Source organism: Saccharopolyspora sp. ASAGF58 (genome assembly GCF_012277335.1).
Taxonomy (GTDB): domain Bacteria; phylum Actinomycetota; class Actinomycetes; order Mycobacteriales; family Pseudonocardiaceae; genus Saccharopolyspora; species Saccharopolyspora hattusasensis.
This window is the reverse complement of record NZ_CP040605.1, coordinates 1,323,673-1,349,433: the sequence shown is the minus strand read 5'-3', so window position 1 is coordinate 1,349,433 and position 25,761 is coordinate 1,323,673. Positions and strand designations below refer to the sequence as shown.

The following is a 25,761-nucleotide window of genomic DNA, read 5'->3' as shown; positions in this document are numbered from 1 at the left end:
GTCTCCTTCAGCGCTCACTGCGGCCCGACGTCGTGAGCGGTGCCAGCGGCGATGGTTTGTAGTTTGTCCGGGTTGGCCACGTTGTGGATGGTGGTGATGCGGCCGTCGGGGTCGAAGTCGAAGGTGACAGTGGCGATCACGCGGCCCGGTTCGCTGAACACGATGCCCGGCCCGCCGTTGGTCTCGGCGAGTTCGGCGTTCATGTCGGCGTGCTCGACGCCCTGGTAGGTGGCGGTGCTGATGGCTGCGAACCAGGCGGCCACCGTGTCCGCGCCCACGACCGGACGCAGGGCCTGGCGGACCTTGCCACCGCCGTCGGTCCACAACGTGACGTCCGGGGACAGCAGCTCCATGAGCGTGTTGATGTCGCCACCCGTCGTGGCGGCGAAGAACCGCTCGGTGATCTCCTGCTGCTGCGCCCGGTCGGCGGTGAAGCGCGGCCGCCGGGCCTGCACGTGCTCGCGGGCGCGGTGCGCGGCCTGGGGGACTGCGGCTTCGGAACCACCGCGTACACCTCAGGGTGCGACACCGACCGCAGCGCGGAGTCGATGATGATGGAAGCTGCCGCCCCACCCGTGACATGAGGCCGGTGTGATGTGCGACACGGTCAGGGCTGGCGGGTCCGCCGGAGGCGCTGGCCAAGGTCGCGGCGAGCCCGGGGGCTGGAAGGAGTAGCGGTCGCACACGTTCACGGTCGCGCACTTCGGACCGCCCCGATCCGGCAAAGCCGCTGAGAGGAAGGGAACCTTCCTGTCAGCCAACCCCGGGGGGACACGAGCCGGGTGCGGCGGCGGCGGACACGGCGCTCTACCGCCTCAGCGATTTCGGCATGGTTGAAGGCGAAGACCTCCTTCAGCCCGAACACGGCGTGCTCGGGCGGGCTCAGCGTTCCCAGCACCACTAGCATCGCCATGGACACCGACTCGGCGTCCGCGACGGCGTCAGCGGTGTCGCCACTGGTGAGGATGGGCTCCGGAAGCCATGGCCCCACATAGGTCTCGCGTTTGTGCCGGGTGGAGCGCAGCCGTTCCAGCGCCAGGTTCGACACGATCCGCGTGAGGTACGCCTTGGGGTCGGCCACCTGTGAGCGGTCGGCGGCCGACCACTTGATCCAGGCGTCCTGCACCGCGTCCTCGGCATCGGCAGCGGTGCCGAGGACGCGGTAGCCCACCGAGAACAGCAGGTTGCGGTGCTGGTGGGCGACGTGGCCGCGATCCGCCAGGGCTACGGCGTCATGCACGGCACCTGCCAGGGCGGCATGCCGACCGGTGTGCATGCCGCGTTGTCGATCAAGCGCGCTGAAAGGCAAGCAGCCCAAGGCTTTCCGCTTCGGCTACTACCACGCGCCGGTGAGCCTGGGACGGCACGACGCGGTTGTGCAGTTCACGCGCCCCGATGACAGCCCTCGCCGGATTTGTCTGACCGGCCGCATGGCGGCCCGGTATAAGGCGACGGTGACTGCCTCGCCGTGGCCCTACGGCCGCATGAAGAAGATGCCTGCCTCGGGTGCGTTCTGGCCCCGCGGCGGCCGCTTCACCCGGGTCCGGGATGCCCGGTGACCTATCCGGCCCCAACCTCGACCAGCAGGTGTTCGTGCGGGCACGCAGTCTTCGGGTGCCTGTCCACGCCGGAGGGGGCTGGTTAGCGGTTTCAACTGAAACTGCACCCGACGAGCTGACTTCGTCAGCGCAGCTTCGCCCACGCGTAGGTGATCATCGCGTCGCGCAGGTAGGCGGCCATGCCCTTCGGCTTCCTGCGCTCGGTGCGCCTGCGGAACTTCGGCTGGTTGACGTACATTTCCGCCAGTCGCAGGTAGGAGGCCCGGTCCGGGGTCCAGAAGTGGCAGAGCCAGCGGTAGTGGTCGTGGATCACCTGCTGGGTGCGGGGGTCGTTGCCGGGGACGCCGGTGGCGAAAAGTTCGGCGATCGCGGCGCTGATGCGGTTCCAGTCCTCGCCAATCCGCTGCGCGATCGCCTTCCGCTGCTCGGGGGTCATGGCGCCGTCGACGCCGGCGGGGGTGAAGTTGCCGATCAGCGCGGTGCCGTCATCGACTGCTTCGGCCTGGTCGAGACCGGGGCTCCCAAACGGCTGCACGGCGTCCCTTCCTCCCCTGATGCGCGGGCACGGCGCATGACGATCAAGCAACGGACAGTGATCATCAGTGCCCGTGATCAAGTTCGTGCTCACCTGCCCGTGGCACATTAATGGCGCAAGGCGGACGCTGCGCGTGATTGGAGCGATCCGGTACCACCCTGTGATGCCCTGGTGTCGTGCGGTCCGGGCTCAGTCGTCCGCCGGACCAGCCGTGTCGTCCTGCTCGTCGGCCGCCGGCCGCTCGCGCGGCGCGAGGAACACCACACCGCTTTCCAGGTCCAGCGGCCCGCTGGGGTCGTGATCGCGCGAGATGCCGGTCTGATCGCCTTCGTGCTGCAGCTTCCGGCCAGGGAAGAGTTCACCGTATTTGCCCATGCGTCCAAGGTAGTCCGCGAACCGGTTCCCTCCCGGGGCTCGAAGCCGTTCCCGGCCCCCAGGATCAGCAGTGGGACTTGTAGAAGTACTTTGCAAACATCCGTTTGAACAGTGCAAACGCTGGAATCTTGCGACTGAGTCAGCACGGAATCAGCACGGGCTAGGGCGTGAGTACAGCCCGCGCGTATTCGCGGGTCTGGATTAGCCCTGTGGGAATGGGCGGGTAAGAACTGGCGGACGATTGAGGCTGATTCGGCTAGTGCTTTGATCTCAGCTTGGCTGCGCCAAATCCCTAGCTTCGCGGATGACCGGAGTGAGGTGTACTCGACATTTGCTGACCGGGTGAGTGCTAGGAGCTCTTCCCTGGCGTCTGGTGGCACGTCTAGTGCCGTCATGATGCGTTCTACGTCAGCAAAGGTCGGCCGGGTCTTACCAGACTCGATCCGGCTGATTTTGGATTGGGACATAGCAGCACGAACGGCCAGCCTCTCACCAGAGATCCCGGCCGCTTTGCGTAGCTGCCTCAGCGTGTCCGCAAGGTTCTTGCGCTGCTGATCGGTATCAGGTTCGAGCATTCCACTCGCCCAGCGGCACAGCGTGCGCTAGGGCTGTGGCCCAGGGCAAAGGCAAGATCACTGTGTGTTGCGCCCCGCAACTTGGAGTGACAGGACGGGGAGTGTTCGTGTGCGGTCCCTGCTGATCCATTCGGTTGTCCGGCGGATGTCGTTGTGTCCAGTTATGCGAAGCATCGATATTGCGGTATTCCGTAATGTTGCCAGTATATGGGCGCCGGTGCCGGTATAGATTTGTTGTGCGTCTTCCCGGTATGTTGTGTCACGGACGTGATGGCTTTTGTTTTCTATTCCCCAGTGGTCGCGGACTTGGTCGTGTAGGTCTTCGGCGGTGACTGTGGTGGTGTTCTGGCTGGTGATGATCCAGGCGTGCTCTTTGCTGACGAGTTCTCCGGAGAGGGTTTTTTTCTTCTCGTTTGACGCAGGCTACGGAGCGCGCGTGTGGGAAATCGATTCCGTCGGCGTCGGTAATCCAGGTAGTCCAACGGCGTATCCGGCCGTGGGTGTCATCGACGACGACATGATGCGGGGCTTTCCGCAAGAACGGAAGAGTGTGGTCGTATATCTTTTTCTTAAGCGCCGCTTGATTTCCCTTTACTGTCATGACGTAGTCGAATCCGCGTTCGCCGGCGATGTATTCGGCGGTCTCTCGCTGGGTGTGCACGGCGTCCATGGTGACCACCACACGGCCGTCCACACCGCGGGAGACACCGTCGAGCAGGGTCTTGACCTGGGTGATCTCGTTGGTTCCCGAGGGAACGGCCACTTGGGCGACGGTGACACCATCGCAGTGGATCATCGCGGAGAACAGCGTGAACGACTCGTGATCCCCGATCCACGAACCGCGCAGCACTTTGCCGTCGATAGCCAGTCGCAACGTGCCGCCCGGGATAGGCCGGGCATGACGCAGCAGCCACGGCCCGATCAGTCCTTCCAGCTTCGCTACATCGACATTTTCCAGTGCGCGCCGGATCGTGGACGTATCCGGGACACGGAAAAACCCACAGAACCAGCACCATCGTCCACCTATTTTCCGCAGTAACGACGCCGGCAGATCGGCGACCTGGTCGGCAATCTGCCGAAAATTCGACGCGCCCGCCAGCACTGCGATCAACGACGCCGCGAGAAGGAACGCCAAACTGTACACACGGCCCTTCCGCTTACGGCGATCCGGCACCTTGCCGAGCAACTTCATCAGTTCCGCCAGATCGGCATCATCACCGTCGGCGCTACCCGGAAACGACGCCCATGACGAGCCATGAGAAAATGACAACGGATGGCCTTCTTCTGGAGTTTGGTTTTTCGCAATTTCCATGATCCCAGAAGGAGGCCATCCTCCATCTCCCGGCCCAGCACGCCAACCCGGCCGGCTACCCTACGAGCCGAGTTGATCACTCCGCGCGATCTTGCCTTAGCCCTGGGCTGTGGCCTGTCATTTGAGGTATTGGGTGAGGTCCGGTTTTTCCCGCTGGTCTCGATTGAGCAGTGTGCCGTCAGGGTTGAAGTTCAGATCTACAACCAACGACTCATCGAAGATCCAGAAGTCATGCGACGGTGGGTCAAGATCAATGTTCATCAGGTCCAAGATCCTGATGTCCTCCCCGGCTTCGATGTTGCCGGGGATGGCCCAATCCAGCTGATACCGCTGGTATTCGGTCAGCGGTTGCCGGACCGTGCGGACGCGTCCGATGGTCTTGCCTGCCGACACGAACGAACGCACCCGGTCGTGCCATGCCGCGTTGTGGCCCTCCGGCGCTGGCGCCCCGCTACGCCAGAGCTCTAGGTTCTCTTGCTCTCGTGGAAGGTTGTAGGTGGGTTGGCACTCGAATCGCCAGGCGGACCGCTGGTAGTCAGAGAACCGTTTCCCGAACTGGTCCCCGTCTAGGATCACTTCAGCGTCTCCCTGAGCTGTTAAACCGTCCGGGTTGGCCCCGGACACGATGAGGGCTGCTACTGCATTGAGGATGATCTCAGGGGGCAGTTCGACGGCTGTTTCACCGGCCGCTAGAGACAAGCCGTCGGCCTCGGTGATCCAGTCGCCTTGTACGACGGCCGTACCTCGGTCTGAGATGTAGACGGCTGGACAGTCACTGTCGGCACAGCCGGACACCTTGCGTAGCTTCATGGCCCCGGACCTCTGCGGTCCGGGGCTTCGCTGTGTCCGAGTCAGCACCTAGACAGCACGAGCTAGGGAACACGCAGTGACATACCGGGGTATGTCAGGCATGGGTAATTATTGATCTGGGTGGCAAATGTGTGATGTCAGGCGGCGTAGCGGACTTCGGGTTTGCCGAAGTAGGAGCGAGCTCGGTCGGGCAGCTTCTGGAGGCGGTGGAGGAAGGAGCGTACCGCTTGTTTCAACTCGTCGCGGGTTTCGGGGCTGTGCTGGTGGACATGGTGCGTTTGAGGTCGGCATTGAGTATCTCGTCGGGGTTGAGTTCGGGGCTGTATCCAGGCAGGAAGTGCATCTCGATCGCCTCAGCGTGCTTGGTGATCCATTGCTGGATGGTCTTGCGGCGGTGGACGGGGTGTCCGTCGACGATCAGGTGGACCTTGCGGTCCAGATGGCGGGTCAGCCGGTCCAGGAACGGCAGGAACACCTTGCCGTTGAACGAGCCGGTGTAGACGGTGAAGTACAGCTCGCCTTTGTTCCCGATCGCGCACATGGCGTTCACGCTGAACCGTTTGCCCGTTTTGCCCACCACCGGTGTCTGGCCCGCCGGTGCCCAGGTGCGGGCCACGGTGGCGTCGGAGCGGATCCCGGTCTGGTCCAGCCACAGGATCAGTGCGCCCTCGCGGCGGGCGCGGGCGGCGATGGCCGGGTAGTCCTCCTCCAGCCATCGGCGTACGGACTCGGGGTCCTGTTCGTAGGCCTTGCGGATCGGTTTCTGCGGCGACAATCCCCAGGAACGCAGGTAGTTGCCGACGGTGCGCAGGTTCAACACGATGCCGTGGCGCACCCGGATCAGCTCGGCCACTGTCTTGCGGGTCCACACCAGGCCGGTCAGCCCGAACGTGGCCGGGGTGTGCTCGGCCACCGCATACCGCAGCTTGCGCTGCCGGCGGGCACTCAACGCTTTCTGCTCGCCGGGTTTGCGACCCCGGCGACGCCCGGTGAGACCCTTCGAGCCGCGTTTCCGCCACGCCTGCACCCATCTGGACACCGACTGCGGGGCCACCGCGAACACCCGGGCCGCCTCGACCTGCGTCATCCCACCATGAACAGCAGCGACCACCCTGCGCCGCAGATCCTCCTGCGCCTCAGGCGATAACCTCCGCGTGTCCCGCACACCAGCGATCATGCCAGAACAACGAAGATCACACCTATAAGTTCCCGATCAATATGTCTGACCAGTACGTTTGACGCTATTGACCAGAGGTGATAAAGGCTTCCGATTTCAGCAGTGGGACTTGTAGAAGTACTGCGCCTGCTGGTCCATGTTGTCGCGGGTGATGGCGATCATCTCGGTCCGGGTCTCCCGCTCGACCGGCTGGCCCTTGATCGCCGCGATCGCGCGCTGGACGCCTTCCTGGCCGATCTTGCCGGGGTTCTGCGCGATCAGCGCCTGGACCCGGCCGTTGCGCAGGTCGTCCACCTGCTTGGGGCTGGCGTCGAAGCCGACCAGCTGCACCTGCCCCGACTTGCCCGCGTTGGATAGCGCGGTGGCGGCGCCCTCACCGGTGTTGAGGTTGGTGCCGAACACACCGACCAGGTCCGGCGTCGCGGCCAGCGTCGACGACACGATCTGCGCGGCCGTGGCCGGTTCGTTCTCGGTGTACTGGGTGGGCAGCAGCTTCAGGTTCGGGTGCTTGCCTATTTCCTCCTCGAAGCCCCTGGCCCGCTCGTCGGTGGTGGAGGTGCCCGCCTTCGTGTTCAGCGCCAGCACCGATCCCGGCTTGTCGCCGACCAGCTTCGCCAGGGTCTGCGCGGCCAGCTGGCCGCCCGCATAGTTGTCGGAGGACAGCGAGGTGACCGCGATGGAGCGGTCCTCCAGCGCGGTGTCGACCTCGACGACCTGGATGCCGTTGCTCTTGGCCTGTTGCAGCGGCGCGGCCAGCGCCTTGTCGTCGGTGGGCGCGATGATCACCGCGCCGGGCTTGGTGCTGACGATGCCGCCCAGGATCTGCGACTGCTCGGCCTGCTCGAACTTCTCCGGGGCCTGCGTGTTCAGCTGGTAGCCCTGCGCGGCGGCCTCCTGCTGCGCCGCGCATTCGATGGACACGTAGAACGGCTCGCCGCGCATCCCGGTGATCAGGGCGAGGTTCTTGTTGTTGGGGTCGGTCTGCCCGCTGCCGGTGTCGCCGATCTGGCCTGATCCGCAGCCGGCCAGCAGCAGCACCGCTCCCAGCGCCAGCGCGGTCTTGTGCGTTCTCATCAGGGTTCTACCTCCACACGCCGTTGTGCCGATGATCGAGAGGTCAGCGGCTGTTTCGCGCCCGCCGTCTGCGCTGGTCCAGCCACACTGCGGCGACCAGGACCGCGCCGACCGCGATCGGTTGCCAGAACGGCCGCACCCCGGCCATCACGAACCCCGCGTCGAGCACCGCCGGGATGAACACGCCGATGACGCTGCCGACCACGGTGCCGATGCCGCCGAACAGGCTGGTCCCGCCCAGCACGACGGCCGCGATCGCGTTCAGGTTGTCGTTGCTGTGGCCGCTGATCGTGGTGGTGCCGAAGTAGGCCAGCGACATGAACCCGGCCAGCCCGGCCAGCGCCCCGGTCAAGGTGTAGATGGCGACCAGGTGACGGGTGACCCTGATGCCGCTGCGGCGGGCGGCCTCGGCGTTCGAGCCGATCGCGTAGGTGTAGCGGCCGAAGGCGGTGGTGTGCAGCAGCCAGAGCGCCAGCAGCGTGATCACCGCCGCGAGGATCACGAGGTTCGGCACCACGACGAACGACGTGCCGGTGCCGAGGGTCTTCCGCAGCGCACCGGGCACGGTGCGCACGTCGATGCCGTTGGTGAGCAGCTGGGCGGCACCGAGTGCCGCGCCGAACGAGCCGAGCGTGACGATCAACGCCGGGACCCGGGCGACGGCCACGAGCAGCCCGTTGAGCAGGCCCCACAGCGCGCCGCCGACCAGCGCGATCAGCAGGCCGATCAAGATCACGCCCCAACCGGCGTTCGTGGCGTCGCCGTCGCTGAGCCATTCCATGGTCATCGCGGACACGACGCCGGCGAACACCAGCACCGAACCCACCGACAGGTCGATGCCGGAGGTGATGATCACGAAGGTCATGCCGACGGCGAGCATCAGCAGCGGTGCCGCCTGCACCAGCAGGTTCTGCACGTTGAACAGGGTGGGGAAGGCGTCCGGGCGGATCGCGCTGAACAGCACGCACAGCGCGACGAGCACCAAGCCCGTCCACAGCGTGTTCGAGGCGGTCAGCCGCGCGCCGAGGCTCTTGGCCGACGCGGCCACATCTTCGTCCGCAGTGGATTTCTGAGTTCTCTGCTCGGTGGGCATCAGCTCGCGTCCTCCTGCGACAGTGCACCGGTCATGGCGCCGACCAGGTCTTCCAAGGTCGCCTCCGCGGCGCTGAACGCCGCCACCCGGCTGCCGAGGCGCAACACCTCGACGCGATCCGAGACCGACAGGACCTCCGGCATGTTGTGGCTGATCAGCACCACCGAGATGCCGGTGTCGCGGACCCGGCGGATCACGTCCAGCACGCGTTCGCGCTGCACGACACCCAGCGCGGCGGTGGGTTCGTCCATGAACACGAGCTTGTCCGCCCATGCGACCGAACGCGCCACAGCGACGCTCTGGCGCTGCCCACCGGACAACGAGCCGATCGGAACCGAAAGGTCTTGCAGCGACACCCCGAACTTGGCGAACTGCTCGGCGGCCTGCGTACGCATCTTCGCCTTGTCCAGCATGCCGAGCCGACCGAGCATCCCGGGCCGCCGGATCTCCCGGCCCAGGAACAGGTTCGCGGCCGGGTCGAGGTCCGGCGCCACCGCGAGGTCCTGGTGGGCGGTCTCGATGCCGTGCGCCCGGGCGGCGGCGGGGGAGTCGAGCGTCACCGGCTTGCCGGAGACCAGGATCTGCCCCGAATCCGGCTGCTCGACCCCGGAAAGGCATTTCACCAGCGTCGACTTGCCCGCGCCGTTGTCCCCGACGAGGGCGACGACCTCGCCCGGACGAACTGTGAACGACGCGCCGCGCAGCGCCTCCACGCTCCCGTACCGCTTGACCAGATCGCGACCTTCCAACAGCGGTTCGGTCATCTCGGGCTCCCGGCTCCCGGCGGGCGGCAGTGCACAACGGTGAGGTCTCCTTCGAGCTGGGCGGCCCCGGCGGAATGCGGGACGACGGCGGTGCTGCCGCGGTGCAGCGGCAGGTCGACGTCGCCGGAGCGCAACTCCCCGCTGCCGTCCAGCACGACGAGCACGCCGAAGGACGGTTCGAGCTCGACGGTGCCGTGCAGCCGGTCGGCGCGGAAGAACGGGGCGGCGTCCTCGGCCAGCAGCGGAACACGCGGGGCGACCTCGTCCGCGGTGCGCTTGATCAGCGAATTCAGGATCGAGTCGTTGAAACCGGATCGGTTGAGGGTCTCGAGCGCGGTCCGCTGGTCCAGGCCGAGGAACGCTCCCTCGGCATCGGCCAGGAACCCCTGCCACTCCAACGTGATCGAGAAGTCCGTCGGCTGCTGCAACTCGACGATGAACACGCCCTCGCCGATGGCGTGCGGCGTGCCGGCGGGAACGTGCACGGTGTCGCCTGGCCGTACGCGGATCTCGTTGAGCGAACCGAGCATCGCCGAGGAATCCTGGGTGGTCACCCACTCGGCGACCACCTCCGGCGCGACGTCATCGCGGAAACCCAAGTACACCACCGGGTTCGGGCCGGAGGTGCCGATCACGATCCACGCCTCGGTCTTGCCGAACCGGGAACCCAGGTGCTGCCGGGCGAAGGCGTCCGAAGGATGGCAGTGCACCGGCAGCCGTTGCCCCGCGTCCAACAGCTTGACCAGCAGCGCGGTGCTGTCGCCGAAGGCCGCCACGTGCTCGCTCCCCAACCACGAGCCGGGGTCGGCGGTCACCGCGTCTCGCAGCCAACGCCCGTCCGGCAGGCGCGACAGGCCCGACTCGGCCTGGCCGAAGCGCGTCGTGGTGGATGCGACCCAGTCCTCCGGGCCGAACTTCTGGTCGTCGTCTCCGCCGCGCAGCGCGGCGATCGACGCACCGCCCCGGTAGAACTGGCGGGGCTGGTTGGACGGCAGGGCGATCGCGGACGCCGGGGCGGTCTGATCATTGTGGACAGTACTCAACGTGTTGCCTCTCCAGAACCTCTTGCCAGCAGGCGAGTGGGAACGACCATGCGACGTGGTGGGGTGCGGTCGCCGCCCAACCGCGCGAACAGCAACTCCGCCGCCGACCGCCCCAGCGCCCACGTGTCGTGGGTGACCACGCTGATCGGCGGGTCGAGGAGGTCGGCGAGCTCGAAGTCGTCGAAGCCGACGAGCGCCGGCCGCGACGGCTGACCGGCCAGCGCCCGCAGGGCGTGGATGGTGATCCGGTTGTTGCCGGTCACCAGCGCGGTCGCGCGACGCAACGTGGACCGCAATGCCCGCGCCACCGACTCGTCGGTATGCGGGCCCATCAGGACCAGGTCGGGAGAGAACGGCACCCCGGCCTGTGCGCAACCTTCCCGGAAACCGCGCAACCGCTCGGCGGCCGTGTGGATTTCCGGGGCGTCGCCCAAGAACGCGATCTTCCGGTGCCCGTGCTCGGCCAGGTGGCGCACGGCGAGCGCGGTGCCGCCGGCGTTGTCGATCAACACGGTGTCGGCGTCGAGGTTGCCCGGCGGCCGGTCCACGAACACCACCGGCGTCCCGGCGTTGATCTCGTGCGCGATGTACCCGTGCTGGTGACCGGCGGGAATCACGAGCAGCCCGTCGACCCGGCGGGCGCAGAACTCCAGCACCAGCTCGCGTTCCCGAGCCGGGTCCTCGTCGGACGAACCGGTCAGCACCTGCTTGCCCTGCACCCGCGCGACTTCCTCGACCGCGCGGGTCAGCACCGAGTAGAACGGGTTCGCCAGGTCCTCCAGCACCAGGCCCAGCGTGCCGGTCCCGGTGCCCCGGCGGAGGTTGCGGGCGCTGAGGTTGCGGCGGAACCCGAGCTGGTCGATGGCGGCCAGCACCCGCTCCGCGGTCGCCGGATGCACGCCGCTCTCGGCGTTGACGACCCGCGAAACGGTCTTGATGCTCACGCCCGCCAGCCGCGCCACATCGTTCATCGTGGCGCGCCGGACGTTTCCGAATTCAGACAACGTTGTCATGACGAGCGGCATTGGATCGCGACCCGCCGACGCCTGTCAATGGCACCGGCCGATTCTGCATGCACCTGGCCCCGGAACATCCGCCGATCGGACCACCACCCACCGCCGCGACCCGGGGCCGGAGGTGACAGGAAGGTTCCCATCCTCACACCCGCCGAACCCCGTCCAGCGCCGCGCCCACCCGGCCTGAAGATCGGCTCCGCGGCGGGTGCTGGCTACTCTGGGCTCATGGCTGATCATGTGCAGGTCGTGACCACCACCGGCTCGGAGCAGGCGGCCGCCGAGCTGGCTCGCGGTGTCGTCGAGGCGCGGCTGGGGGCGTGCGTGCAGGTCGTGCCCATCCGCAGCTTCTACGTGTGGGAGGGCGCGGCGCAGGACGACGCCGAATGGCAGCTACAGATCAAGACCTCCGCCGGGCGGCTCGCCACGCTGGTCGAGCACCTCCGGGCCAATCACAGCTACGACGTGCCGGAGATCATCGCCACGCCGATCATCGGCGGCAACCCCGACTACCTGGCCTGGGTCGACGACCAGACCCGTCCATAACGGACCGGGATCGGTGTGACCGGCGACACCCGGCACACTCGCAGGGGATTGCCGTTGGAACGGAAGTGGGTTTGACGTGCCGCGTATGTATGCCGGATGGTTCCGGGCGGTGGCGATCGCCGAGGCGTTCTCGTGGGTCGGTCTGCTGGTGGCGATGGCGTTCAAGTACGGCCTGCAGCAGCCGCTCGGCGTGACGGTCATGGGCTGGGTCCACGGGCTGGTGTTCACCGCCTACGTGGTGACCTGCCTCGTCGTGTTCAGCCCGCTGCGCTGGCGGTTCGGGGTGCTCGTCCTGGCACTGGTGGCGTCGATCCCGCCACTGGCGTCGGTGTGGTTCGAGCGCTGGGCGAACCGTCGCGGGCTGCTGGCCGAATCGGATTCGGACGAGCCGACGTTCTGGGGCCGGGTCCGGTACGCGCTGCGCGAGTTGAACTGACTCAGAAGTCCCCGGCCGCGTGCCGCACCTTGCCGAGCAGCTCGGTGAGCTGCTGGGTCTGCCGCTCGGTGATGCCGCGCAACCCGAAGTCGATCTCGGTGACCGATTCGGTCGCCTTCTTCATCAGGTCCCGGCCGTCCTCGGTGATCTCCACCAGGGTGGTGCGCCGGTCCGTGGGGTGCGGCACCCGCCGGACCAGACTGTCCTGCTCCAGTCTGTCGACGATGTTGGTGACGCTGGTCGGGTGCAGCTGGAGTCGGTCGCCCATGACGCGCATCGGAAGGCTGCCGCGCCGCGAGAAGGTCAGCAGCACCAGCGCCTCGTAGCGGGCGAACGTCAGGTTGTGCGGTCGCAACGCGCTGTCGACCGCCGATTGGAGGATCTGCTGGACCCGCATCACGCTCGTCACTGCGGCCATCGTCGTCGACGGGCCTACCCGGTCGGCCCAGATCTCGGCCGCGCGAGCGATGGGGTCGAAGGGCAGTGGGCTACGGGTGCTCATGGTGTTCGACGCTAGCAGCGGTTACCGGCGAGTTCACCGCTGTGGTGCAGCAGCGGCCGAAATCAGCGGAACCGCCGCAGCGTTGGACATGATCGGGTCGACCGTCGGACGGCGGTGCAGACGGAATGGAGGAGCAGACGTGCTGGTTGCGTTCAGCGTGGCCCCGAGCGGGGTCGGGGACAGCGACAGTGTCAGCGAAGCGGTCGCGGCCGCGGTCAAGGTGGTGCGGGAGTCCGGTCTGCCGCACGAGACGACCTCGATGTTCACCACAATCGAGGGAGAGTGGGACGAGGTGATGGACGTGGTGAAGCGCGCCACCGAGGCCGCGTCGGCCAACGCACCGCGCACCAGCCTCGTGCTCAAGGCCGACATCCGTCCCGGGCACACCGATCAGCTGCACGCGAAGGTGCGCCGGGTCGAGGAGCACCTGCGCGGGGAGTAGGCGCAGCAATAGACCGGGGGCGGCTTCGCGGCCGCCCCCGGTCCGGTGTTGCTGGGGTCAGAGCCCGGCCTTCGGGTGGTCGACGACCGGCGCGTTCACGCACTGGTTGACCTGTGGCGACACGATCGGCACGACGACGCCGATCAGCGCGCCGACGTTGTTGCCGCACAGCTGCACCGGGGCGGCGCTGATGTTGTTGTCGTTGACCGCGTTGACGCCGTCGTTGTCGGCGCTGTCCGCGAACGCGGCGCTGCCGAGGGTGAGGACGCCGAGGGCGGCGGCACCGGCGACACCCGCAACACGGGTAGCAATACGCACTATTTCGTACCTCTCGTTGAACAACTGGCTGAAGGTCCCCCATTTGGAGGCCCCGCAGACCCGCGAGAAAGCAACCGTCCCTCGCGGGCTCCACTTTTCCCTTCGGCGATCAGATCCGCCGAACCTTAGGGGTGAATCGGCCCTGCCATCCGCTCGAGCGACATCTGTTCACTGCTTCGGTTTGATCTAGGGACTTTGTCGGCGTGTCGATTTTGGTTGCTCGGCGTCGTGGGTCGCGGAACATTCACCGCCCAGCTGCCACGCGGCCGGTGGGACATGTCAGGATGGAGGCGTGACGAGGCCGGATCCACGCCAGAACGCAGCAGCTATGTCCGCCGCGATGGCGGGCGCAGTCGACCTGTCGGCCCTGAAGAACCGGGCCGAAGCAACCTCCAGGGCCGCCCGCCAGGCACCCGCAACCAACGGCGAAAGCGGTGCGGCGCCGACGACCGCTGCGGTGATCGACGTGACCGAGGCCACCTTCCAGGCCGAGGTCGTCGAGAAGTCCATGCAGGTGCCTGTGGTTGTCGACCTCTGGGCGACCTGGTGCGGTCCGTGCAAGCAGCTCTCCCCGGTGCTCGAACGACTCGCCCGGGAGGCCAACGGCGCCTGGGTGCTGGCCAAGATCGACGTCGACGCGAACCCGCGCATCGCGCAGCTGTTCCAGGTGCAGTCGGTGCCCATGGTGATCGCCATCGCCGGTGGGCAGCCGGTGGACGCCTTCGCCGGTGCCCTCCCGGAACCGCAGATCCGCCAGTGGATCGACTCGCTGCTGAACGCCCTGCGCGACCAGATGCCCGGCATCCGCGCCGCCGAAGAGGGCGTCGAGCCGGCCGCCGAGGAGCCCGAGGACCCGCGGTTCACCGCCGCCGAGGACGCGCTGGAGCGCGGTGACTACGCCGCCGCCGAGGCCGCCTACCAGCAGATCCTCGCCTCCGAGCCGAACAACGAGCAGGCCAAGGCGGCGCTGTCGCAGGTCCGCTTCACGGCGCGCGCCGAGCAGGCCGACCCGGCCGCGATCGAGCGCGCCGAGGCGGCCCCGGAGGACATCGACGCCCAGCTCGCCGCCGCCGACGCGGAGGTCGCCGTCGGCCGGGTTGCGGAGGGCTTCGACCGGCTGATCCGCGCGATCAAGCGCACCTCCGGCGACGACCGGGACCGGATCCGCCAGCACCTGATCGAGATGTTCGAGATCTTCCCGGAGGGCGACGACCGGGTCGTGGCGGCCCGCAGGGCGCTCGCCAGCGCCCTGTTCTGAACCCAGGATGCATGGGGAGCGGCGATTTCGCGGGAAATCGCCGCTCCTTCCTTTCCTGGTGATGGGCCGCCTCCGCGCGCCAAGCCGGCTCGGGGTTCGTCGACGATCGGTTAGGCGATCAGCCTGTCGCGCAACGCGGTCAGATTCGCTTCGGAGAGGCCGCCGGAGCGCAGGTACGCGGCCATGTCGCGCGACGTCGCGGCCTCGCGGATCAGTTCGTCCTCGCTGGTGCCGTGCTGAGCGATGAGCTGCTTGTCCGGCTCGCGTTCGTCGTCCCGGGTGAGGTCGATGATCGTGCGGATGCCGTGTCGTTGGAGCGCCGACCAGTCGCCGCGGTGAGCGCGGCCGGGCCTTCTGCGCGAGCCACCGCACCTTAACGGGTTTTCCGCCCGCGCCCACGCTGAGACCGCCGAGGTCCCGTGCGTTGAGGAGGCCGTCCCAGTCGATTCCGCCCGAGGGTCATGCCCGTGGGACGCCCGTGACCGGTTCGGGTCGTTCCGGCGAAAAGAAAAGCGGTGTCGCCCCGGTAATCCGGGACGACACCGCAGGTTCGGTCAGCTCAGCCGCCGTACTTGGTGCTGCACGGGGCAAATCCCTCCTGGACGCCGACCCGGAAAGCCTCCACCCGCGCGAACCCGACGGGCACCTGGTCGCCGTGGACGTTCGCCGCGATCAGGCCGTTCTCGCCGAGCAGCGCCGACACTCCCTCGTCGATGTCGTCCGGCACGATCCGCAGGTTGCCGACGGGGTTGCGCTGCCCGATCGGGTCCTCGACCAGCAGCCCGCTCCACGAACCGACCATGCAGGCGGTGCGCAGGCCGGCGGCCTCGTCGTCCAGCGGCAGGCCCGCGGCCTTCTGCACCGACAGCGCATACCTGGACGCCACCTGGGCGTATGCGGCGAAATCGCCGTAGCCGCTGGTGTCCCCGTTCTTGCTCGGCGGTTGGGCGATCTTCTGCAGGGCGGGAATGTCCAACGAGATCGTGTTCGTGCTCGGGCAGTAGGACGCAGGTGAGGTGGCCTGCTCGCGACCGCACGGCTTCAGTTCTTTGACGATCTTGGGCGGCTCGGCGCCGGTGTCGCGGAACACCGTGCGCAGGCTCTGCTCCACCGCGTTGAGGCTCTTCTGGTCCACCGGGAGATCAGTGTCCTGCTTCTGGATCGGCTTCCACGCCTGGAAGAGCGTGGTGCGCTTCTGGACGTCGCCGAAGTCCATCTTGGCGCAGCGCTGCGGGCCCTCGCTGAAGCCGAACTGGAACGCCGTGACCCGGTCGAACGCGGATCCGTGCGCGCTTCCGTCCCGGAAGTCGGAATCACCCGGGGAGTCCCGGATGAAGTTCAGCACGCCCATGACCTGGTTGAGGCCTTCGCCGGTGGAAACCTGGAAGTACTTCGAGGATCCCTCGGCGACGTGTCGGAAGTACGCGCCGGTGAAGCAGTCCGCCTGCTGCTCCAGCACGATCACCTGGTCGTTCGACGTGGCCGTGCCCGCGCGGTGCTGCACGGCGTGCCCCATCTCGTGCGCGAGCACCGTAACCACGGCCATCGGCCCGAAGCTGTTGTTGAGCTCCGGGAGCAGGGTGCTGCGGTCCCACGCGATGAAGTCCTCCGGTGGGCAGTAGAACGCGTTGACCACGCCGGCGGTGTTCTCCCCGCAAAGTTGGATGCCGGGGCCGCCCGAGTCATATGACACCAACCGCCTGACCGGCTCGAAGCGCTTGCCGGGGAAAGCCTTCGGGAAGGTCTCGGTCCAGTAGGTGTCGATGTCGGCGACCGCGTTGCGCGCGAGCTTGTCCATCGCGCCGTTGTCGGTGCCCTCCACAGATAACGACGACTCCGGCGCGCCGTCCTTGGGACCGCTGGGACCGTTGCTGGCGGGCAGGCCGGCGACTTCGGTGGTCGAATAGCCGCCGAGCGTCGTCGGGGTGCCGCTGACCACCTGCGAGCACCCGCCGACGAGGGCGGTGCATGCGAGCACCGAGACAGCGGTACCGAGGATCCGCTTCCGCCGTCGGCTTCTTGTCGATACCGGTACCACTGCCGCGCCCCATCCTGCTGACCGAAGTCCTCCTGCCACCGAGCCGGCCCCGAGCCGCCCGATGCCCGAAGCAGCCTATCGGTTGCGAGATCGACCCCACGTGCGATCTGGCCGGATCCGGGGCCGGCCGGATGGCAGGAAGGTTCCCTTGCTCTCGTAGGGCTGCGGGTGGATGGCAGGAAGGTTCCCTTGCTCTCGTAGGGCTGCGGGTGGATGGCAGGAAGGTTCCCTTGCTCTCGTAGGGCTGCGGGTGGATGGCAGGAAGGTTCCCTTGCTCTCGTAGGGCTGCGAGTGGATGGCAGGAAGGTTCCCTTGCTCTCGTAGGGCTGCGAGTGGATGGCAGGAAGGTTCCCTTGCTCTCGTAGGGCTGCGGGTGGATGGCAGGAAGGTTCCCTTGCTCTCGTAGGGCTGCGGGTGGATGGCAGGAAGGTTCCCTTGCTCTCGTAGGGCTGCGAGTGGATGGCAGGAAGTTCCCGGCCGGGAGCTCAGGCTCTTGATGCAGGCGGCAAAGCTCCACCAGGAGGTCGCCCGTTAGCGCCAGGACACCGCCCGTAAGGAGCGCCACCGGCCCGGGATCATCCGGGCGCGCGCCGCCTACGACGCGAAGTCCTGATCAGCCGCAGGATGCCGCGCCGCCGAGAGCTCCGGTGCGCAAGGCCGCGATCCGGTCGAATCCCGTCAGCGAATTCGCGCCATGCGCGTCGCGGGAGACGTCGTCGGATTCGAGTGTGATCGTGACGGCTTCGTCGAAGTCGCCCGCCGACAGCGCGGGTTGCGCAGCCGTGTAAGCGCCGGTGAGGCAGACGATCTGCTTGCCCGCTACGGCTCCGGTGGTGGGGCGGCCGAGTTCGGTGAGGGCGGCCAGCGCGAATCGGGAGGCGAGCAGCGTGGTGACGGCCTGGTCGCCGATTCTGCGATGCGGTCCGGCCAGCGCTGCGCGGTCGACGACGATAGTCGGGGGTTGCGGGCAGAACTGCGCGGCGCCGGTTGTTCCGGGACATCCGGGCGCGGAGCGGACGGCAGGCGGGGTCCACCGCCCGCCGCGCTGCGTGACGAGAGCGCCGAAGTAGCCGAAGATGCGATCGGTGCGCAGGACGTCGTCCAGCGGTTTGTTCGGATCGTCCGGAGTTGCTTCCGCCAGCGATGTTCCGGTCACGTCGGCGCAGCGTCGCGCGCCCTCGAGAAATCCGCTCTGGAAGGCCGAAATGCGGTCGAAGGCGGTGCCGTGGGCGTCGGTGCTCTTCGTGCTTACCGGGTCGCGGAAGATGATGAGCGCACGCATCGCGCGGTCCAGTTGCCCGGGGTTGATGCGCAGGTGCTCGGCGTGACCGTCCACGACCCAGCGGATGAACGAACCCGAGTAGCAGTCCGCCATCGCTTCGAGACTTATCGGAGCGCCATCGGCATCCAGTCCGGCGCGTCGCTGCACCGCGTGGCCGATCTCGTGCGCGAGCACCACAGCAACCGATGCGTCGCCGTAGTGCTCTCGCAGGACCGGGACCAGCGCTGCGCGGTCCCAGGCAATGGCGTCGACCGTGGCGCAGTAGTACGCGTTGCCTTCGATGTCCTTCACATCTGCCGCACAGGGCGGCGGGGCGCCGGTGCCGTTGGTGTCGACCGAGAAGAAGCCGCCGTCGAGGTCCCGCCAGGGTGCGCCGAACACCGCCGGGTACTGCGCTGCCCAGTACCGCTGGAGGTCGGTGACGATCGTGGCCGCGAGCCGGTCGGTGTCGCCTTGGTCGGTGCCGTGCACGAACGACGGGGCGACCGTGGGATCGGCCACAGGGTCCGGTTGCGGTGGTGTTGCCGCGCAAGCGCCGGCGATCAGCAAGCTCACCAACGCCACCAGTCCAATCGCGCGCACGCAGCCAAGCTTCCCATCGGCCACGAGCGGCGTCGGGGCTGGCACGTCCGCGAACGGGCCGCCGCGTTCCAAGATATTGTCCGCTCCTGTGAGAGCAGTCCACCGCTTCACCGTGCGTGCCCACCTGCCCGAGCCGTTGAGCGCGCTCGGCACGCTGGCGACCAACCTCCGCTGGGCCTGGCATCCGCCGACCCAGGACCTGTTCGCGGCGGTCGACCCGCAGGTGTGGTCGTCGGTGGGTGCGGATCCGCTGCGGCTGCTCGCCGAGGTGCCCGCCGAACGGCTGCGGCAGCTGGCCGGTGACCAGGACTTCCTGGCGCGCACCCGGGCCGTCGACGACGACCTGCGCCGGTACCTGGCGGTGCCGCGCTGGTACCAGCAGCGGCAGGACGAGGACGCCGGGCTGCCCGCGTCGATCGCCTACTTCTCGATGGAGTTCGGCCTCACCGAGGCCCTGCCGAACTACTCCGGCGGACTCGGGGTGCTGGCCGGCGACCACCTGAAGTCGGCCTCCGATCTGGGCGTGCCGATGATCGGGGTTGGGCTGCTGTACCGGTCCGGGTACTTCCGGCAGTCGCTGTCAGCGGAGGGCTGGCAGGTCGAGCACTACCCGGTGCTGGATCCGCGCGGCCTGCCGCTGGAGATGCTGGCCGAGCCGTCGGGGCGGCCCCTGCAGGTGCGGGTCGCGATGCCCGCCGGCCGTACCCTGCACGCCCGGATCTGGAAGGCGCAGGTCGGGCGGGTTCCGTTGCTGCTGCTCGACAGCGACCTGCCGGAGAACGACGACGACCTGCGCGGCACCACCGACCGGCTCTACGGCGGCGACGCCGAGCACCGGATCCGCCAGGAGATCCTCGCCGGGATCGGCGGCATGCGCGCGGTCCGCGCCTACTGCGAGCTGACCGGCCACCCGCAGCCCGAGGTGTTCCACACCAACGAGGGCCATGCCGGATTCCTGGGCCTGGAGCGGACCCGCGAGCTGCTGGAATCGCCGGGCCTGAAGTTCGACCAGGCGGTGGCCGCGGTGCGGGCCGGGACGGTGTTCACCACGCACACCCCGGTCCCGGCCGGGATCGACCGCTTCCCGGTCGACCTGGTCAGGCACTACTTCGGCGACGGCTCCGAGCAGGCGCTGCTGCCCCGCGTGCCCACGGACCGGGTGCTCGCGCTGGGCGCCGAGGACAACCCGGGCATGTTCAACATGGCCCACATGGGGCTGCGGCTCGCGCAGCGCGCCAACGGTGTTTCCGAGCTGCACGGCAAGGTCATCCGCAAGATGTTCCGCAACCTGTGGCCGGGCTTCGGCACCGAGGAGATCCCGATCCGCTCGGTCACCAACGGCGTGCACGGGCCGACCTGGTCGGCGCGGGAACTGGGCAAATTGCTCGGCGAGTCCGAAATGGACAGCGGTGCCGGGCTGCGCGGCATCGAGCCGGTCAGCGACTCGCTGCTGTGGGAACTGCGCTGCTCGCTGCGCCAACGCCTGGTGGACGAGGTGCGTCGCAGGCTGCGTGCCGCGTGGCTGCGGCGTGGCGCTTCGGACCTGGAACTCAATTGGTGTGACACGGTTTTCGACCCGGACGTGCTCACCATCGGTTTCGCCCGCCGGGTGCCGACCTACAAGCGGGCCACGCTGATGCTGCGCGACACCGAGCGGCTGCGCGAGCTGCTGCTCGACGCGGACCGCCCGGTGCAGATCGTGGTCGCCGGGAAGTCGCACCCGGCCGACGAGGGCGGCAAGGCGATGATCCAGCAGATCGTGCGCTTCGCCGACCAGGCCGATGTGCGGCACCGCATCGCGTTCCTGCCGGACTACGACATGTCGCTGGCCAAGTACCTGGTGTCCGGTTGCGACGTGTGGCTGAACAATCCCGTGCGCCCGCTGGAGGCGTGCGGTACCTCGGGGATGAAGGCGGCGCTCAACGGTGCCCTGAACCTGTCGGTGCGGGACGGCTGGTGGGACGAGATGTTCGACAGCCACAACGGCTGGGCCATCCCGAACGCCGACGGGGTCGGCGACCCGAACCGGCGCGACGACCTGGAATCCGCGGCCCTGTACGAGCTGATCTCCGACCACGTGGCCCCGATGTTCTACGAGCGCAACACGGACGGTGTGCCCGGCAAGTGGATGTCGATGGTGCGGCACACCCTGGCGACGCTGGGGCCGCGTGTGCAGGCGTCGCGGATGATCCGCGAGTACGTCGACAACCACTACATGCCGGCCGCGCGGTCGGCGCGGGCCGTCACGGCGGACGACTACCGCGGGGCGCGAGAGATCGCCGACTACCGCGCCCGGTTGCAGGCGGCCTGGACGTGGGTGCGGATCGGCGACGCCGAGATGTCCGTCGACGACGGCGGCACCCCGCTGCTCGGCGGGCAGGTCACGGTGCGGGCGCGGGTCGACCTGGCCGGGCTCGATCCGTCCGATGTGGACGTCGAGGTGGTGGTTGGGCGAGTGGACGACTCCGACGTGCTGCACGACTTCGTCACCGAGTCGATGCACCCGGCGGAAGGCGGCCACTACGAAGCGTCGGTGACGCTGCCGCACGCGGGTCCCGCGGGTTACACCGTCCGGGTCCTGCCCCGGCATCCGCTGCTGTCCGGTCCCGCCGAACTCGGCAAGGTCGTCCTCGCGAGCTGACCCGTCACCGCCGCGCCACCACCGCGATCGGCAGCACCGCGGCCAAGGTGCCGGCCACCCCACCCACGGTGGCCGGCCCGTAACCGGGCACCGGGGCGAGGTAGCCGAAGGTGACGACGACCGAGCCGAAGGCCAACGAGGTGATCGCGAACGACAACCACAGTTGGGGGCCGAGCCATGGCGCGCAGCTCGGCGGCGACGCTCCGCGGCTGCTCCGAGGTCTCCGCATCGGCGCGGACGGTGAACAGGGAGCACGCGAGGCTCACCGCAGTGAGGACGGCGACTGCCCAGAACACCGACCGCCAGCCCGCGAGCTGGCTGAGGGCGGTGCCCGTCGGCACTCCGACGATGGTGGCGAGGGTGAGCCCGCCCGCGATGATCGCAACGGCCCTGCTCCGGGCGTTCTCCGGTACGAGGCCGGCTCCTGTGGCGACCGCGACGCCCCAGAAACCCGCGTAGCAGAGCGCGCCCACGATGCGGGTGGCGACCAGCACCCAGTACCCGGGTGCCAGCGCGCCCCAGCACGTGCGCGCCGATGAAGCGATCGACATCGACCTCTCGGGCAACGGCCGGCCGGGCTGCTTCGCCATCAACGCGGCCATCGAGCGCGCGAGCTCGGACCCGACGGAAGGTCGAGGTGGGCCGGAACTTCGGGCGGTGGAGTGAGCGCTGTGCGAAACCATCGGGCGCTGCCACAGGCCGTGGCGAAAGACCGTGGGCCCGTGAGCGTTTTCGGGTGCTATGGCGCCCAAAAACACTCACGGCTGGTCGTTCGCTGACCCCTGCAAGATGGCGCAGCTGCTGGGCCATCGTTCGGATAACTCCACGTAAGGATCCTTGACTCCGGAGGCGAAATTCAATCGGAGTCAGGGGTTCGGTAGTGTGATGGGTGGAGCGGGATGCTGCGGCGGTGGCCGCGGTTCGGGACGACGTCGTGTACTGGATCGTGGGACGACATATGCTTCGCGCTGCAGTCGCGTGCCTGATTGCCCTGTTGCTCGCCGTGGTGTTGGCTCGGCTGCTGTTCTCGACGCCGGGGCGGCACGGCTATGCCGAGGATTGCGCGTTGACGGTTTGGCAGTTGCGCGCGGAGATCGAAGCCGAGTGTCGCAAGGCTGATCGCTATGGCCGCCACGCCTTGCGGTCGTAAGTGTTCGGTCGGCGGTCCCGTGTTTATGGCCGGCGAGACACCGATCAACTGTTGGTCATGTCTCGACCGGCCTGATCGATTTCAACTGGTTGGTTGGTTCGGCGAGTACAGTTCAGGTGTGTCCCGCAGCGCCGAAGCCACCAAAGCTCGGATCTTCGAGGCGGCGATCGCCGAGTTCGCCGCTTACGGCATCGCCGGTGCGCGCGTCGACCGGATCGCCAAGCAGGCGCAGGCGAACAAGCAACTGATCTACGCCTACTTCGGCAGCAAGGACGCGCTGTTCTCGACGGTGCTGGAACGAACGATGGACGAGCTGGCCGCCGAGATCCCGATGGGTGGCGACGACCTGCCCGGCTACGTCGACCGCCTCGCCGACTACCACGTCGCGAACCCGCACGTGCTGCGCCTGCTGCTGTGGGAAGCCCTGGAGCGCGGCGAAACCGGCGTCGTCGCCGAGTCCGAACGCGCCGAGCACTACCGGCACCAAGCGGAAGCAATCCGCCGTGCCCAGGAAAGCGGCAACGTGACCGACGAGTTCGACCCCGGGATGCTCGCCCTGCTGTCGATCGGCTTGATCAGCTGGCCGCTGGCCGTGCCGCAGTTGCGCCGCATGATGCTCGGCGACGCGAAGCCGGCGGATTTGCGGGCGGCGGCCCGAAAAGCCGTCGAGCGCCTTACCGAACCCCGCTGATCGCAAGAGTTCCCGCGGCCCGGAACGCATCTGGGCCATCTGTGTGATCTTGAAGAGGAGTCGTCAAGAACCCCCGGTGCTGAATCGGTCGCGCACGGTAATTTCCCGGGTGCTTCGGGCCTCGCGGTCCGCCGGGCGACCTGGGGGTTCGAGTGGCTGGCTTCGTCGATTCGGTGCTGAACCTGGTTCTGCTCGCGGCATTGGCCTTCGTCGTGGTCGCGGGGCTGTCCCTGTGGCAGCGCCAGTGGCCGAAGACGCCGCCGTTCGCCCGGCCCCGCGGCACCAGCAGCACGCAGCTCCGCCCCGACGGCAACGCCGACTTCTTCCACGACCGGGGATTCCTGTTCCTCCGGCGCTGGTTCTTCGTCGGCACCGGCTGCCCGCCGACGCGCATCGACCGGCGACGGCTCGACGGGATACGCGTCGAGCAGCTGAACCGGCCGGTGCGTGTGGCGTCCTCCGGCGGCCGGACGTGGTGGTGGTTCGAGAGCTCCTTCTACTGGGAGTCGGGTGGTTACTCTGCGCAGGACGTCGTCGCCCTGGTGCGGGACCGGCAACGCAAGGAGAAGGCCAGGCTGGACCGCGCGCACCTGCTGCTCAACACCGACGCGCGCTCACCCGGCCGCCGCCCGGCGATCCCGCGCGAGGTCAAGATGCGGGTGTTCCAGCGCGATGGTGGCCGGTGCGTCCAATGCGGCACCGGCTTCGAGATCCAGTACGACCACATCATCCCGGTCGCGCTCGGCGGCAGCTCGACCGAGGAGAACCTTCAACTGCTGTGCGCCCAGTGCAATCAGTCGAAGGGCGCGAACCTCTGAGGGCCTACCGGTTGGTTAGAGCCACGATTTCCGGTGAGCGGCTGATCCCCACCTCGTCGCGGAACCGGCGGGCGAACGTCGGCCGCTCATCCGCGCGTGCCCGGCGAGATCGACCAGCGTCGGCCACGTGCAAGCGGGTGTCATCCCGCTCGGCCACGCTGACCGCCTGGCAGGCGTTGGTGGAGACCGCGCATTTGCAGGCCGGGCAGCGCGTCCTGATCCACGCGGCCGCAGGTGGGGTCGGCCACTTCGCCGTCGCCGAGGCAGAACGGTTTGGAGTGCGGGTGGAGCTGATGCTCGTCGAGGCCGGTCAGGCGGGCATGCGCGCCGTCGGCCGAACTCGTCGAATCCGGCCGACTGTGCGTGGCGATCGCGGGCGTGTTCCTGCTGGCGCAAGCGGCCAAAGCGCACGCGCTCGGCGAAACCAACCGCACAACAAGGAAACTGGTGCTCTCGGTGGAGTGATGCGACGCGATCATGCCACGGAAAGCCGCTCGCGGGTCTCGACGACCCTCGGCGACCACGGGGCCAGCTCCTCGGCCTTGGCCAACGCGACCCGCGCGGCGGCGTTGTCGTGGCAAGCCATGTGCGCGCGGGCGAGCGTGACGAGGTCGTCGGCGCGGGATAGCGGTGAGTGGTTGTAGTCGGCTCCGGTCGTGGCGAGGAGGACGGCGCGGTCCGCCTCGCCCTCGATCAGCGCGAGCAGTCCACTCGCACCGCTGAGCTCGAACTCCGGGAAGCCGAGCCGGATCGCGTCGTCGAGTGCCTTCTTCGCGGTCGGCAGCAAGGTTTCCGCAGGCAGCTGACCGGCCTCCACGGCCTTGAAACCGAGGCCCGCGAGGCCCGCCAGCACATAGGACATTTTGCGCGGTGGGAGTTCGTCGTTCTCAGCCAGATTCTTCAGCATCAGCAGAACCCCCGGCGCGTATTCGCCGCGGGCCTCCATCACGGCGGCCTGGCACGAGATCGTGGCGTTCAAACCCGGGTACTTCGCGGCGAGTTCATCGGCATGCGTCTGCGCGCGCTCGATGGCTCCTTCGCGCAGGGCCTCGTAAGCGCGGGCAGCCATCGGTGCGGCCAGGAAATCGGTGCGTTCGGGGTCGCGCATGCGCGGCAGCGAGAAGAGCAACCAACCGGTCGAGGTGGTCAGTGGAACCCGCCTCGGCCACAACTTGTAGAGCATGAGCGGCGTTGCGGCGAGCACGAAACCGCGGCCGAACGGACCGTCGGCGAGCAACCAGCCGACCACGACGACGGCGACACCGACCAGCGCCGACAGCAGGCCCGCCAGCCAGCAACGCAGGATCACTGGGGAACGCCACGGACCGATCTGCGAGCGCAATGTGACCGGCAGCCAGCGGATCGTGAAGGCCACCCGGCCGATCCGCCACGACGCGACCTCCCGCATCGCGCCGAACACCACGTGCCGGACCCGCAGCCCGAAAGCCACCGAGCCCACGAGCAAACCCAGCTGGGTAGCCATCGGCAGCAAGATCACCCCGGCCAGGGCGCCGAGCCAGCCGACGGCGGCACCGACCGGGCCGGTGCCCGCGACCAGCTCCACGGCCGCTACCGCTACCGCGCCCACGACGGCGGTCACGACCCAAGGGCGGAACAAAAGACTCTGAGCTCGCACAAGGTTGGAAGCGTACGGGACCGGGCGGGCCTCGATGTGCCGTTTGGGCAGGTCGTTGACCGGGAGTTCAGGCGGGCGCTGTGGCACATCC

At 68.0% G+C, this 25,761-nt stretch carries 28 protein-coding genes and 2 pseudogenes; 11 read left to right on the top strand and 19 right to left on the bottom strand.

Features of this window, described 5'->3' with window-relative positions:
- Window positions 1–14: 14 nt before the first annotated feature.
- Both FDZ84_RS06120 and FDZ84_RS06115 read right to left on the bottom strand, forming a co-directional pair.
- The gene (locus tag FDZ84_RS06120; protein ID WP_246868839.1) at window positions 15–455 is read right to left on the bottom strand and encodes a nuclear transport factor 2 family protein; all 441 of its coding nucleotides are present in this window, start codon (window positions 453–455) and stop codon (window positions 15–17) included.
- A gap of 233 nt (window positions 456–688) precedes the next feature.
- On the bottom strand, window positions 689–1,276 hold the full coding sequence (locus FDZ84_RS06115; RefSeq protein WP_246868838.1) for a sigma factor: 588 nt from the start codon (window positions 1,274–1,276) through the stop codon (window positions 689–691).
- On the opposite strand from FDZ84_RS06115, the gene FDZ84_RS06110 reads away from it, so the two are divergent.
- Window positions 1,275–1,559 (top strand): hypothetical protein, encoded by a 285-nt coding sequence (locus tag FDZ84_RS06110; protein ID WP_246868837.1) that lies wholly within the window; start codon window positions 1,275–1,277, stop codon window positions 1,557–1,559. The two genes, FDZ84_RS06115 and FDZ84_RS06110, sit on opposite strands and share 2 nt — an antisense overlap.
- Before the next feature lie 124 nt (window positions 1,560–1,683).
- Here FDZ84_RS06110 and FDZ84_RS06105 read toward each other — a convergent pair whose 3' ends face one another.
- From FDZ84_RS06105 to FDZ84_RS06055, 11 genes and pseudogenes are all read right to left on the bottom strand, one after another.
- Complete coding sequence (locus FDZ84_RS06105; RefSeq protein ID WP_246868836.1) at window positions 1,684–2,094, bottom strand: TipAS antibiotic-recognition domain-containing protein; 411 nt, start codon at window positions 2,092–2,094, stop codon at window positions 1,684–1,686.
- 189 nt (window positions 2,095–2,283) lie between these two features.
- On the bottom strand, window positions 2,284–2,469 hold the full coding sequence (locus FDZ84_RS06100; protein ID WP_168585093.1) for a hypothetical protein: 186 nt from the start codon (window positions 2,467–2,469) through the stop codon (window positions 2,284–2,286).
- A 413-nt stretch (window positions 2,470–2,882) separates the two neighbouring features.
- Window positions 2,883–3,044, bottom strand: a pseudogene (locus FDZ84_RS38605) (helix-turn-helix domain-containing protein); the annotation flags it as partial.
- Window positions 3,045–3,303: 259 nt separating this feature from the next.
- Window positions 3,304–4,356 carry an ISAs1 family transposase gene (locus FDZ84_RS06090; RefSeq protein ID WP_168585092.1) on the bottom strand — a complete coding sequence of 351 codons (1,053 nt, stop codon included), beginning with the start codon at window positions 4,354–4,356 and terminating at the stop codon, window positions 3,304–3,306.
- A gap of 117 nt (window positions 4,357–4,473) precedes the next feature.
- Window positions 4,474–5,166 (bottom strand): DUF6879 family protein, encoded by a 693-nt coding sequence (locus FDZ84_RS06085; RefSeq protein ID WP_246868835.1) that lies wholly within the window; start codon window positions 5,164–5,166, stop codon window positions 4,474–4,476.
- Window positions 5,167–5,398: 232 nt separating this feature from the next.
- Window positions 5,399–6,343 carry an IS630 family transposase gene (locus tag FDZ84_RS06080; RefSeq protein WP_256413664.1) on the bottom strand — a complete coding sequence of 315 codons (945 nt, stop codon included), beginning with the start codon at window positions 6,341–6,343 and terminating at the stop codon, window positions 5,399–5,401.
- Between the two features lie 96 nt (window positions 6,344–6,439).
- Window positions 6,440–7,417, bottom strand: coding sequence for an ABC transporter substrate-binding protein (locus tag FDZ84_RS06075; RefSeq protein ID WP_168585090.1), 978 nt, complete (start codon window positions 7,415–7,417; stop codon window positions 6,440–6,442).
- Window positions 7,418–7,460: 43 nt separating this feature from the next.
- Window positions 7,461–8,510, bottom strand: a complete 1,050-nt coding sequence (locus FDZ84_RS06070; RefSeq protein ID WP_168585089.1) for an ABC transporter permease — start codon at window positions 8,508–8,510, stop codon at window positions 7,461–7,463.
- Window positions 8,510–9,274: an ATP-binding cassette domain-containing protein gene (locus tag FDZ84_RS06065; RefSeq protein ID WP_168585088.1), complete on the bottom strand. Its 765-nt coding sequence runs from the start codon at window positions 9,272–9,274 to the stop codon at window positions 8,510–8,512. The genes FDZ84_RS06070 and FDZ84_RS06065 overlap by 1 nt, the downstream gene beginning before the upstream one ends.
- The gene (locus tag FDZ84_RS06060) at window positions 9,271–10,317 is read right to left on the bottom strand and encodes a class I mannose-6-phosphate isomerase (RefSeq protein WP_168585087.1); all 1,047 of its coding nucleotides are present in this window, start codon (window positions 10,315–10,317) and stop codon (window positions 9,271–9,273) included. The genes FDZ84_RS06065 and FDZ84_RS06060 overlap by 4 nt, the downstream gene beginning before the upstream one ends.
- Entirely contained in the window at window positions 10,314–11,288 is a 975-nt protein-coding gene (locus FDZ84_RS06055) for a LacI family DNA-binding transcriptional regulator (protein WP_168589841.1), read from the bottom strand. Before FDZ84_RS06055 ends, FDZ84_RS06060 begins: the two co-directional genes overlap by 4 nt.
- 270 nt (window positions 11,289–11,558) lie before the next feature.
- Here FDZ84_RS06055 and cutA point away from each other — a divergent pair, with 270 nt between their 5' ends.
- Together cutA and FDZ84_RS06045 are read left to right on the top strand one after the other, a co-directional pair.
- Window positions 11,559–11,876 (top strand): divalent-cation tolerance protein CutA, encoded by a 318-nt coding sequence (cutA, locus tag FDZ84_RS06050; protein WP_168585086.1) that lies wholly within the window; start codon window positions 11,559–11,561, stop codon window positions 11,874–11,876.
- A gap of 85 nt (window positions 11,877–11,961) precedes the next feature.
- Entirely contained in the window at window positions 11,962–12,312 is a 351-nt protein-coding gene (locus FDZ84_RS06045) for a DUF3817 domain-containing protein (protein WP_168585085.1), read from the top strand.
- 1 nt (window position 12,313) lies between these two features.
- On the opposite strand, the gene FDZ84_RS06040 is transcribed toward FDZ84_RS06045, so the two are convergent.
- Window positions 12,314–12,814, bottom strand: a complete 501-nt coding sequence (locus FDZ84_RS06040) for a MarR family winged helix-turn-helix transcriptional regulator (RefSeq protein WP_168585084.1) — start codon at window positions 12,812–12,814, stop codon at window positions 12,314–12,316.
- A 139-nt stretch (window positions 12,815–12,953) separates the two neighbouring features.
- Between FDZ84_RS06040 and FDZ84_RS06035 the strand changes: the two genes are divergently transcribed.
- Window positions 12,954–13,256, top strand: coding sequence for an MTH1187 family thiamine-binding protein (locus FDZ84_RS06035; RefSeq protein WP_168585083.1), 303 nt, complete (start codon window positions 12,954–12,956; stop codon window positions 13,254–13,256).
- Between the two features lie 57 nt (window positions 13,257–13,313).
- Here FDZ84_RS06035 and FDZ84_RS06030 read toward each other — a convergent pair whose 3' ends face one another.
- Complete coding sequence (locus FDZ84_RS06030) at window positions 13,314–13,574, bottom strand: hypothetical protein (protein WP_168585082.1); 261 nt, start codon at window positions 13,572–13,574, stop codon at window positions 13,314–13,316.
- Window positions 13,575–13,902: 328 nt separating this feature from the next.
- Here FDZ84_RS06030 and FDZ84_RS06025 point away from each other — a divergent pair, with 328 nt between their 5' ends.
- On the top strand, window positions 13,903–14,832 hold the full coding sequence (locus FDZ84_RS06025) for a tetratricopeptide repeat protein (protein ID WP_210435651.1): 930 nt from the start codon (window positions 13,903–13,905) through the stop codon (window positions 14,830–14,832).
- A 559-nt stretch (window positions 14,833–15,391) separates the two neighbouring features.
- Here the strand turns inward: FDZ84_RS06025 and FDZ84_RS06020 are convergent.
- Both FDZ84_RS06020 and FDZ84_RS06015 read right to left on the bottom strand, forming a co-directional pair.
- The gene (locus FDZ84_RS06020) at window positions 15,392–16,810 is read right to left on the bottom strand and encodes a neutral zinc metallopeptidase (RefSeq protein ID WP_246868834.1); all 1,419 of its coding nucleotides are present in this window, start codon (window positions 16,808–16,810) and stop codon (window positions 15,392–15,394) included.
- A gap of 673 nt (window positions 16,811–17,483) precedes the next feature.
- Window positions 17,484–18,734: a peptidase gene (locus FDZ84_RS06015; RefSeq protein ID WP_246868833.1), complete on the bottom strand. Its 1,251-nt coding sequence runs from the start codon at window positions 18,732–18,734 to the stop codon at window positions 17,484–17,486.
- 88 nt (window positions 18,735–18,822) lie between these two features.
- On the opposite strand from FDZ84_RS06015, the gene glgP reads away from it, so the two are divergent.
- A complete protein-coding gene (glgP, locus tag FDZ84_RS06010) occupies window positions 18,823–21,375 on the top strand; it encodes an alpha-glucan family phosphorylase (protein ID WP_168585079.1) in 2,553 nt (850 codons plus the stop codon).
- Here the strand turns inward: glgP and FDZ84_RS40520 are convergent.
- A complete protein-coding gene (locus tag FDZ84_RS40520; RefSeq protein ID WP_168585078.1) occupies window positions 21,297–21,926 on the bottom strand; it encodes an MFS transporter in 630 nt (209 codons plus the stop codon). The genes glgP and FDZ84_RS40520 overlap by 79 nt on opposite strands.
- Here FDZ84_RS40520 and FDZ84_RS38590 point away from each other — a divergent pair.
- The 5 genes and pseudogenes from FDZ84_RS38590 to FDZ84_RS40515 all read left to right on the top strand — a co-directional run.
- Window positions 21,856–22,041 (top strand): hypothetical protein, encoded by a 186-nt coding sequence (locus FDZ84_RS38590; RefSeq protein ID WP_168584077.1) that lies wholly within the window; start codon window positions 21,856–21,858, stop codon window positions 22,039–22,041. The two genes, FDZ84_RS40520 and FDZ84_RS38590, sit on opposite strands and share 71 nt — an antisense overlap.
- A gap of 223 nt (window positions 22,042–22,264) precedes the next feature.
- Entirely contained in the window at window positions 22,265–22,525 is a 261-nt protein-coding gene (locus FDZ84_RS05995) for a hypothetical protein (protein ID WP_168585077.1), read from the top strand.
- A 118-nt stretch (window positions 22,526–22,643) separates the two neighbouring features.
- Window positions 22,644–23,216, top strand: coding sequence for a TetR family transcriptional regulator (locus tag FDZ84_RS05990; RefSeq protein WP_168585076.1), 573 nt, complete (start codon window positions 22,644–22,646; stop codon window positions 23,214–23,216).
- Window positions 23,217–23,368: 152 nt separating this feature from the next.
- Window positions 23,369–24,034, top strand: coding sequence for an HNH endonuclease (locus FDZ84_RS37640; RefSeq protein WP_210435446.1), 666 nt, complete (start codon window positions 23,369–23,371; stop codon window positions 24,032–24,034).
- Between the two features lie 339 nt (window positions 24,035–24,373).
- Window positions 24,374–24,499 (top strand): annotated as a pseudogene (locus FDZ84_RS40515) (NADP-dependent oxidoreductase); the annotation flags it as partial.
- Between the two features lie 10 nt (window positions 24,500–24,509).
- Here the strand turns inward: FDZ84_RS40515 and FDZ84_RS05975 are convergent.
- Complete coding sequence (locus FDZ84_RS05975) at window positions 24,510–25,634, bottom strand: hypothetical protein (RefSeq protein ID WP_246868832.1); 1,125 nt, start codon at window positions 25,632–25,634, stop codon at window positions 24,510–24,512.
- Between the last annotated feature and the right edge of the window lie 127 nt (window positions 25,635–25,761).